At 47.1% G+C, this 9,277-nt stretch carries 9 protein-coding genes and 4 tRNA genes; 3 read left to right on the top strand and 10 right to left on the bottom strand.

The window, feature by feature from the left end; genetic code table 11:
* Positions 1 to 94: 94 nt before the first annotated feature.
* The 5 genes from MHM93_RS09245 to MHM93_RS09225 all read right to left on the bottom strand — a co-directional run bounded on the left by MHM93_RS09245 (position 95) and on the right by MHM93_RS09225 (position 6,127).
* Positions 95 to 532: a hypothetical protein gene (locus tag MHM93_RS09245; protein ID WP_239448829.1), complete on the bottom strand. Its 438-nt coding sequence runs from the start codon at positions 530 to 532 to the stop codon at positions 95 to 97.
* 33 nt (positions 533 to 565) lie between these two features.
* The gene (locus MHM93_RS09240) at positions 566 to 1,378 is read right to left on the bottom strand and encodes a DUF481 domain-containing protein (protein WP_138507766.1); all 813 of its coding nucleotides are present in this window, start codon (positions 1,376 to 1,378) and stop codon (positions 566 to 568) included.
* Positions 1,379 to 1,387: 9 nt separating this feature from the next.
* Complete coding sequence (locus MHM93_RS09235; protein WP_022944113.1) at positions 1,388 to 1,702, bottom strand: HI1450 family dsDNA-mimic protein; 315 nt, start codon at positions 1,700 to 1,702, stop codon at positions 1,388 to 1,390.
* Positions 1,703 to 1,823: 121 nt separating this feature from the next.
* Positions 1,824 to 4,940 (bottom strand): multidrug efflux RND transporter permease subunit, encoded by a 3,117-nt coding sequence (locus MHM93_RS09230; RefSeq protein ID WP_239448828.1) that lies wholly within the window; start codon positions 4,938 to 4,940, stop codon positions 1,824 to 1,826.
* An 11-nt stretch (positions 4,941 to 4,951) separates the two neighbouring features.
* Positions 4,952 to 6,127 carry an efflux RND transporter periplasmic adaptor subunit gene (locus MHM93_RS09225; protein ID WP_045978548.1) on the bottom strand — a complete coding sequence of 392 codons (1,176 nt, stop codon included), beginning with the start codon at positions 6,125 to 6,127 and terminating at the stop codon, positions 4,952 to 4,954.
* 257 nt (positions 6,128 to 6,384) lie between these two features.
* Here MHM93_RS09225 and MHM93_RS09220 point away from each other — a divergent pair, with 257 nt between their 5' ends.
* The 3 genes from MHM93_RS09220 to MHM93_RS09210 are packed head-to-tail and all read left to right on the top strand — an operon-like array spanning position 6,385 to position 8,229.
* Entirely contained in the window at positions 6,385 to 7,182 is a 798-nt protein-coding gene (locus MHM93_RS09220; RefSeq protein ID WP_239448827.1) for a crotonase/enoyl-CoA hydratase family protein, read from the top strand.
* Positions 7,154 to 7,546 carry a CidA/LrgA family protein gene (locus tag MHM93_RS09215; RefSeq protein ID WP_239448826.1) on the top strand — a complete coding sequence of 131 codons (393 nt, stop codon included), beginning with the start codon at positions 7,154 to 7,156 and terminating at the stop codon, positions 7,544 to 7,546. Before MHM93_RS09220 ends, MHM93_RS09215 begins: the two co-directional genes overlap by 29 nt.
* Positions 7,543 to 8,229 carry an LrgB family protein gene (locus MHM93_RS09210; RefSeq protein ID WP_239448825.1) on the top strand — a complete coding sequence of 229 codons (687 nt, stop codon included), beginning with the start codon at positions 7,543 to 7,545 and terminating at the stop codon, positions 8,227 to 8,229. Before MHM93_RS09215 ends, MHM93_RS09210 begins: the two co-directional genes overlap by 4 nt.
* Before the next feature lie 233 nt (positions 8,230 to 8,462).
* Here the strand turns inward: MHM93_RS09210 and MHM93_RS09205 are convergent.
* The 5 genes from MHM93_RS09205 to MHM93_RS09185 form a co-directional block, all read right to left on the bottom strand.
* Positions 8,463 to 8,538: transfer RNA gene (locus tag MHM93_RS09205), tRNA-Phe, on the bottom strand.
* A gap of 48 nt (positions 8,539 to 8,586) precedes the next feature.
* Positions 8,587 to 8,662: transfer RNA gene (locus MHM93_RS09200), tRNA-Phe, on the bottom strand.
* Positions 8,663 to 8,669: 7 nt separating this feature from the next.
* A tRNA-Thr gene (locus MHM93_RS09195) sits at positions 8,670 to 8,745 on the bottom strand.
* 57 nt (positions 8,746 to 8,802) lie between these two features.
* A tRNA-Phe gene (locus tag MHM93_RS09190) sits at positions 8,803 to 8,878 on the bottom strand.
* A gap of 117 nt (positions 8,879 to 8,995) precedes the next feature.
* On the bottom strand, positions 8,996 to 9,268 hold the full coding sequence (locus MHM93_RS09185) for an oxidative damage protection protein (protein ID WP_022944130.1): 273 nt from the start codon (positions 9,266 to 9,268) through the stop codon (positions 8,996 to 8,998).
* Positions 9,269 to 9,277 lie beyond the last annotated feature (9 nt).

Raw genomic sequence — 9,277 nt, 5'->3', positions numbered from 1 at the left:
AGAGACGCCCACACCTGGCTCTAAAATACAAAACGCCCGATGAAGTACATCAGGCGTTTTAATCAAAATAAGTGTCAACTTATTTCAGGACTAGTCATTGTTCCTGAGCCGGTAAGTGAGCACTAATGTGCTTAGCCAGATTATCAGCGTCATTACTGCCAACGCGATAAAATGTGCCGTCATGCAGTTCGATGGCTACAGCAGCAAAACCACTGGCATTGTATACCCAGCCATCATGAGTAATGCGAATGCCCACCCCATGACGAAACGAGTTACTGACAACAGCAACCGATTTAATCTCATCAAATGCGAGTCGCTTTTTAGCGATACCAGGGCCAAAAAACCATTCTACACCCTGTTCATCTACACGCACTGTTAAGCCATGAAATAAAAATGCCAGTATCACTAAAATGGCCGCAAACAGCATCATCGGACCATCCCCTTCCATAAGATAAAAGGCTAATCCCAAAAAGCCGCCCACCCACAATAAAATAATGAGAATGGCCCAAGCAGTTTGCTTATGTTGATACATACTATTCCTTTTTGTGTCAGCGCAGCGCTAACATTAATTGAAACTATAGACGAAAGTGGCGCTTAATTCTGAGTCGAAATTGCGCTTATCTTCTTCCGGTTTGGAGTTATAACGATATAAATAAGCAAATTTAAGTGATAACTGCCCCATCACTTGGCTGATCAAAGAAGTTTCTGATTTTAGCCGCGAATTCAGCCCTGAGAGTGACTGCTCAGCACTGATAAACTGATTAAAACGAGTTCGTTTAGAGACCGTGCGCTCCCACTGTAAAGCCAAGCGCAGTAAGTAACCCGTTTCACTTTCAGTTGGCTCTTCACCTTCTTCAGCGGGTTTGCCCTCAGAGCGATATAGACCTGGACCGATGTCAAAGTCGACGGTGTTTTTCACCCCTTTGTAGAGACGATTACCATAGCCGGTTGCCACAGTGGCCTTGTACTCCAAACCACTGAATTCATCTTCCTCGTAATCGGCGTAAAAGAACAACGAGGCGTTTTTTTCGCCTACTTTGTAGTTCGTTTGTGCAGAGCCAAAAAATCGTTGCGCCGAAATAGTTTCTTCGCCGGTTTCAGCATCAACATCACGACGGTATAAAGAGTCAAATTTGAACTGATTGCGCCAATGGGTGAAATCTTGGTAAATATTGCTACGTAGCTTAAAGCTCGTTGAATCGGTGTTACCTCGAGTCACGATAAAGCCAAACTCGGCATCGCCGTAAAACATTTCACCTTGGTGAATTTCGTGGATTTCTGCATCCGTCAACTGTCCGTATTCATGAAAGTCTTCAAATGGGTCAACGGCCCAACAACTTACACTCCAACAAGCAATTAATAGAGCGATAAAACGCATAGTTAGTGCTTACTCTTTCCAAATAACGTGACAAAATGGCGCATCTTTATCACGGCTGATCAAAACCCGTGCGAATACCAAGTCTTCATTCTCCAGCTCGAGCCCGATGCTCACTTCGCTGTAAAACTCCGGCTCGATTTCCATCGCCACAATCCCTTGCCATTGCTCACTTGGCGCACTTTCCTCTATAAACCCCAAAGCCTCACGATGCTCGTTAAAATCATTGATATCCTGCTCGGACAAGTGCTCAGGTGCAAGCTCCAAGAATACTTCATAGGCATGATGAGTTATTTCTTGTTCAGTGAATAGGCGCGGCCCTGACATGGTGCTGATCCCGTTGATGCTTATTTCTGGCGATAATAACAAAACTTGATAAGAATGTGCATTGTCTCGCGACCAATAAAAAGCCGGGAAACTCCCGGCTCTTAGTGCACTGCTTTATACTTTAGCTATTAATACCGAGTCGCCTCTTAACACCCTCGCGCATATGCTGAATATAGGTGTAAAACAGGGGCACAAACAAGGTACCAAACACAGTTGCGGCAATCATACCTGACATCACTGTGACACCTAAAGACACACGACTTGCCGCCCCAGCGCCACTGGCCAACACCAGCGGTAACACACCTAGGACGAAAGACAAGGCCGTCATTAAGACCGCTCTGAAGCGCTGCGATGCGGCTATCTGCGCGGCATCAAAGATACTCTGTCCCGCCTTGCGTTGCTCCATAGCAAACTCAACAATCAAGATAGCTGTCTTAGTCGACATACCTATTAGCAGTACAAAGCCGACTTGGGCGTAGATATTGTTCGTCATTCCGACAGTAAACAAGGTAGCCATGGCCCCAAAAATAGCCAAGGGTACAGCGGCTATGACCGCAAACGGAATCGTCCAGCTCTCGTATTGCGCGACCAAGAACAAGAACACAAATAGTACCGCCAATGAGAAGAGTACTGGCGCGAGGTCGCCCGCTAAAATTTCTTGTCGTGTTTGCCCTGCCCAATCAAAAATATACCCATTAGGCAACTGAGCAGAGAGCTCCTTCATGACCGCAATGGCATCCCCACTGGAATAACCAGGTGCAGCACTGCCGGTAATACTGGTACTTCTATATAAATTGAAGTGGTTCATACTGGTAGGGCCAAGAATAGGCTTCAGCGTGGCTATGGTCGTCAAAGGAACCATATCACCCTCACTATTGCGTACATAGTAATGCTGCAAATCAGCAGGTTCAGCACGGAACTGCGCCTCTGCTTGAATAGTGACCTGGTAAGTGCGGCTAAACTGATTAAAGTCGTTCACGTAGAGCGAGCCTAACTGCGCTTGCAAGGTTAAGAAGATATTGCTCAAGGTGATCCCTTGTGCTTTCGCTTTATTGCGATCGACCTCTAAAAAGTATTGCGGCACATTGGCGCGGAATGTACTAAATACATTTTGCAGTTCAGGGCGTTGGTTGGCATCGTATATCAAACCATTCATAACTTGCGCGAGCTCGGCTGGGTCTCTACCTTCGGAGTCTAATAATCGATATTCAAACCCCGAGCTATTCCCCAACCCTGGGATAGGCGGTGCATTAAAGACCATAATCTGGGCATCTGGCATGGCCCATAACTGCCCTTGGATACGGGTAATAATCTGCTTTAAGGCCATATCTGGAGCTGTTCGTTGCTCCCAGTCTTTGAGTACCATAATGCCCAACGCGTTGTTTGAGCCAGCACCGCCAAGTAAAGAGAACCCAGAGACGCCAATAACATCTTCGGTGGCTGGGTCTTGCATGATCACATCACTGATTTTCTTTACCACAGCATCGGTACGATTAATCGCGGCGGCATCTGGCAATTGCACATCAACAAAGACAAAGCCTTGGTCTTCTGGGGGCACAAACCCGGTAGGTACATTAGTAGCAAACCAACCGGTGGCAACAAATAGCGCCACCACAACAATACCTATACGCCCTGCTCGTTTAAGCATAAACCCAACCACACCGGTGTAACTCTTAGTGGAGCGGGTAATGGCGTTTTCAAAAGGTCGTAACCATTTTATTGGCTTCATTTTTTCAGCTGACAACAACAAACTACAGAGCGCCGGGCTCAGTGTCAGGGCATTGATTGATGAAATCAGTACAGCAAAGCTAATGGTGACAGAAAATTGCTTGTATAACTCTCCGGTGATCCCTGGCATAAAGCCTACGGGTACAAACACCGCTAACAGCACCAAAGTCGTCGCCACAATAGGCCCGCTCACCTGCTCCATGGCTTTGGTCACCGCTTCCTTAATGGGCAGCTTGTCTTCTCTGAGTATGCGCTCAACGTTTTCTATCACGATGATGGCATCATCCACGACAATGCCGATCGCCAGTACTAAACCAAATAACGTAATCAAGTTAATGGAGTAGCCCATCGCCATCATCGCCGCAAAAGTACCAATGAGCGATACCGGGATTGCCACAGTTGGTACCAAGGTGGCACGCCAATTTTGCAAAAATAGAAACACCACTAAGATGACCAATGCCACCGCTTGATAAAGAGTTACAACCACCTCATCAATGGAGCGATTAATAAACTCAGTGGTGTCATAAGGCACTTTGTATTCAAGGCCATCAGGAAACTGCTTAGACAGTTCCGCCATGCGTTTTTTAACTTGCTCAGCAACCGCCGTGGCATTGGCGTCGGTGAGCTGATAAATAACAATAAAACCGGTGTCTTTTTGATTGAATGTAGCACTACCTGAATAGCTTTTTGAGCCCCGCTCGATGCGCGCGATGTCTTTAAGGCGCACAAAGTTACCGTCCAAATTAGCACGCACAATGGTTTGACCGAACTCATCGGCAGAGACAAGTCGCCCCTGAGCTTGAATCGCATATTCGAATTGTTGGTTGGGTAGCGCCGGAGCAGCGCCCAGCTTACCGGCGGCGACCAAGATGTTTTGCTCCTCCAGTGCAGCCTTCACTTCCGCAACTGTTACTCCTAGGGAGGCCATTTTATCTGGCCGTAACCAAATACGCATGGAATAGGTTTTCTCACCCATCACCTCGGCAGAGGCAACCCCAGGGATACGCCCGAGTGGCTCAGTAAGATAATTAGTGGCGTAGTTACTTAAGAACATCGCATCCATGTTCGGGTCTTCTGAGTACAAACTTATGCCCATCAACATGTTGCTAGATTTTTTCTTAACCGTTACCCCCTGACGGCGTACTTCCTGAGGCAAACTAGGTTCTGCCAACGCCACCCTGTTTTGCACATTCACTTGGGCCATATCGGTGTCCGTACCGACATTAAAGTAAACGGTGATGGTTGCCGAGCCATTGTTACTGGATGTGGACTCGATGTACATCATGTCTTCGACGCCATTAATTTGCTCTTCAATGGGACGAATAACTGTCTCTTCAATGGTTTGTGCGCTGGCCCCAGGGTAAATCGCGGTCACCGATACCTGCGGCGGCGTGATTTGCGGATACATATTGACGGGCAGCTGGGTCAAAGAGATAAGCCCAGCCAATGTAATAACAATGGAGATCACCAGAGCCAGTTTGGGCCTGGATATAAAAGTTTTACTGATCATCCTCGACTCGCTTATTGTTGGTCACTGATGGTGCCGGTTTTGGCGTCGACTTGTTTAACAACAGGATTTACTTCCACCCCTGAGCGCACTTTTTGTAGGCCTTCGACAATAACCCGCTCGCCTTGCTCAATACCTGATTTAACCACCCACATGGCATCGATGCGCCGACCCAAATCCACCAAGCGCTGCGCCACTGTGTTGTCATCTTTGACAACCAAGACAAATTTGCCTTGTTGATTTTCCTGCACTGCTGCTTGCGGCACCAAGGCTTGCGACTGCTTGTCTTGACTCTCAACCACTAAGGTCACAAACAAGCCCGGCATTACAATGCCATTGGGGTTATCAAATTTGGCACGTAACTCAACCGTCCCCGTGCTACGATCAATTTTAGTATCGGCAAAATCCAGCGTACCCGGCTGTTCAAAGTCAGTATCATTGGGTAAGCGCAGGCTTAAATCTAAAGGGACATCTTCAGGGCTATTATTAGTTTGCTGATGCGACTGTTGGTAACTGATGTAATCGGATTCTTCTACTTGAAAACTAACATAGATGGGGTCGATATCTGTTAGTTGTGCCAAGGCTCCGGATTGTGGGTTAACGATATTGCCCACATCAAAGCTCACTTTACCTATGCGGCCACTAAATGGCGCGTCGATAGTGGTGTAACTGAGGTTCAGCTTTGCCTTTTCTAACGCCGCTTCACTGGACTTAACAGCGGCTTGGGCTTGATCTAAGTTCGTTTGCAATTTGTCTAAGTCTGCCTCAGAAATAAACCCATCTTTGGCAATTTCACGCCCTCGCTTAAGATCTCGCTCAGCCCGAGAGGCCGCTGCACGATTACTTTTTAAGGACGCTTCAATTTCACTCACACTGGCGGTGTATTCCGATGCATCAATTTTAAATAACGTTTGGCCTTTTTCTACATATGCGCCCTCACGGAAAGTCCGCTCAATGAGTTCACCCTCAACTCGAGCACGAATGTCTGCCTCCTGAAAGGCCTCGGTGCGAGCGACAAACTCGCGATAATTACCAACCTCTTGCATCGCCACTTCATAAACAGACACCGCCGGCGCTGGCATGCTCTGGTTTTGTTGTTGCGGTTCAGAGCAGCCCACCAAGGCTAACGAACAGAGCCCAGCTAAAACTGAGTGATAGAAATACTTTGGGCCCGAAGGGGATAAATGCATCGCGTGTCTCCTTAGAATCGTTATGTCGCTAGCAATGTTGTTTTCAATGGCCAGATAGGCGCTCAATAGACTGACATAAAATAAATCTAGTTCCCTGAGAAATATAGACTATTTTGTAACTCACTGTATTTAAGTTATACCGATATTTAAAAATGAGTACAGTGCATTGCGCAGGCAGAGTATATCAAGTGCTAGTAACGGGAACATGACATCAATCAGATGTTGAGGTAAATTGATACTGGTCAGAGGAGATAATAATGATAACACTAACCACTGCTAAGCAAGTTGCCTATGTAACCTTGGCTAATGAAAGTAAACGTAATGCACTGAACTTTGAGATGTTCAAACAACTTGATGGGGTGATTAAACAAATCAAGAAGCAGCGTTATTTGCGAGCGGTGATACTTCAAGCACAAGGGCCCGACTTTTGCACTGGGCTAGACGTTAAAAGTGTGATCAGCAAACCCACCGATATCTGCAAATTGCTGTTTAAACCGCTGCCAGGCAACCAAAACCTCGCTCAACGCGTGGTGCTGGGGTGGCAGTCGTTAAATATTCCCGTAATTGCTCTACTACAAGGGCGATGTTGGGGTGGCGGGATGCAAATAGCCTTGGGTGCTGATATTCGCATCGCCAGTGAGGATGCTAGCTTAGCAATCATGGAGTCACGCTGGGGATTATGTCCTGATATGGGAGCAAGCTTAGTGCTCCCAGGAATCCTCAATGCTGATAATTACTTACAGCTTGCCATGTCTGCAGAGCCTGTTACAGCGCAACAGGCCCTCAATTTAGGCTTGGTATCTTATATTGATAATGATTTACAGCAACGCGCCACACACATCATCGACACCTTTAGCGCGCGTTCACCGGATGCCATCAGTGCAATCAAACGGTTAACGCAAAGCGCATACCGACAGCCCCATCGTAGACTATTGGCTAAGGAAACTTTCTCGCAAATTAAACTGCTGATGTGTAAAAATACCCGTATTGCTATTAAAAATGCTTCGCGCAAGGATGATTCCTTCGATGAGTACCAACCGCGTCGACGCTGGTAAAAAGATCATTAAACACAGCGCCAGGTTCATTTTGAGTGCTGCTATAATTAGCGCTTTTTTATTCTCAGCCCATGCCCTTAGCAACTACTTCTCTGTGAGCTTCCCAGCACCACTCAGTGCCATGCTAGCGCTATTTTTAGCTTTGCAATTAGGCATTGTTAAACTTCACTGGCTCACTCGCGGTGCTCATCCCTTACTTAATTATATGCCGCTGTTTTTTGTGCCCGCAGCCGCTGCCATCATAGAGCATGTCGAATTGGTCGCCCGCTATTGGTTACCACTGTTGTTGTGCCTAGTAATCGTCCCGCTGATTGGACTGTTTATCATCGGAACGATAATGCAACGTTTGGGTAAAGAGCAATGATGTATTTGGCTATCCCTATGACAGTGGCTTTATTTTTAGCGTTTCGTGCCCTGCACGCCAAGGTAAGCTCGCCACTATGTAACCCCGTCTTGCTCACTATTGCTGCCTCGGCATTTATCTTGTCGGCCTGGCACATCGACGTTACCGAGTATCGCGCTCACACACAAATTTTCGATTACCTTTTGGAGTTGGCCGTCGTTGCTTTAGCAGTACCGCTTTATAAGCAAATCCACCAGTTAAGGCGACAGCTCTTGTTGATGTTTATCGCTGTGGCTGCCGGAATAATCACGGCCACCACCACCGCCGTTGTGATCACCTCTTTGCTTGGGGTACCTGAACAATTGCAGGCCTCCCTTGCAAGCCTTGCAGTCACGACCCCTATCACCTTACTTATCACCGAGCAGTTAGGCGGACTTGGCAGCATTGCCGCATCCATGGTCATTCTCATTGGTATTGTCGGTGCTATTGTTGGCTTCAACACGCTTAAGCTGACTGGCATCAATCATAAGGGGGCTCAAGGCGTGGCCCTCGGCGGTGCTTGCCATGCCATTGGCACCGCCACCGCTATTGCCGACAATGAAACCAGCGCCGCCTACGCCTCGGCAGCCATGGCGTTAAGTGCACTGCTCTCGCCTATCATAGTGCCTATCTACTACCCTTGGCTTGCCAGCTTAGTGCTTTGACTATCTGAGGCATTGATACTGGCCGGTTGCAACACCTTCTTGGCTCCTGAATGCTTTCTTACGTTATTCAGGTACTGATGTAGTGGCGAATGCGGTGTTAGCAAAGCAAGCTCTCGAGGAAGGAGGCTGGTTGGTCAAAACCACCCGTGCTAATAAGCGTGAGATTACGCCCTGCATTATGCTACAGGCAATAAAAAAACCCTGACCATTACTGATCAGGGTTTCTTAAATCGTGGTGCCCAGAGGCGGAATCGAACCACCGACACGAGGATTTTCAATCCTCTGCTCTACCGACTGAGCTATCTGGGCAAAAATTTTTTCATAAAAATGGCGCCCATTGAGCGCCACCTTTAATAATGGTGCCCAGAGGCGGAATCGAACCACCGACACGAGGATTTTCAATCCTCTGCTCTACCGACTGAGCTATCTGGGCAAATGAATGGTGCCTGCTGCCGGAGTCGAACTGGCGACCTACTGATTACAAGTCAGTTGCTCTACCAACTGAGCTAAGCAGGCACACAAAACTGTGTGCAAAAGCACGTGCTTCTGAATTGTCAAAAACACCTTTAATAATGGTGCCCAGAGGCGGAATCGAACCACCGACACGAGGATTTTCAATCCTCTGCTCTACCGACTGAGCTATCTGGGCGTGCGGCGTATTAAACGGTTTTTAGGGTATCAAGTCAACCATTTTTTAAAATAAACAAACCGTTTGCACAGTTTTCATGCAAACCGAGATTTATTGGCGAAAATCCCGGCTAAGTTGCTACTTTTCAGGTGGTCTATACCCTTCAATTTCTACATCTTTACCTTCAAACAAAAAGCCAACCATTTGCTCTTCTAAATAGGTACGATGCTCCGGATCCATCATATTTAGATGCTTTTCGTTAATTAACATGGTCTGCTTCTTTTGCCACTCATCCCATGCTTGTTGAGAAATATTGTTGAAGATCTTCTCGCCTACTTCACCAGGGTAAAGTTGAAAAGCAAGTCCCGGAGCTTCTTTTTGCAGCTTCTGACAAAATACCGTACGTGCCATGTTTATCCT

This window comes from Pseudoalteromonas sp. MM17-2, from assembly GCF_022347945.1.
Classification (GTDB): domain Bacteria; phylum Pseudomonadota; class Gammaproteobacteria; order Enterobacterales; family Alteromonadaceae; genus Pseudoalteromonas; species Pseudoalteromonas ruthenica.
Note: the sequence above shows the minus strand (reverse complement) of the source record. Positions and strands in the feature narration are given on the sequence as shown.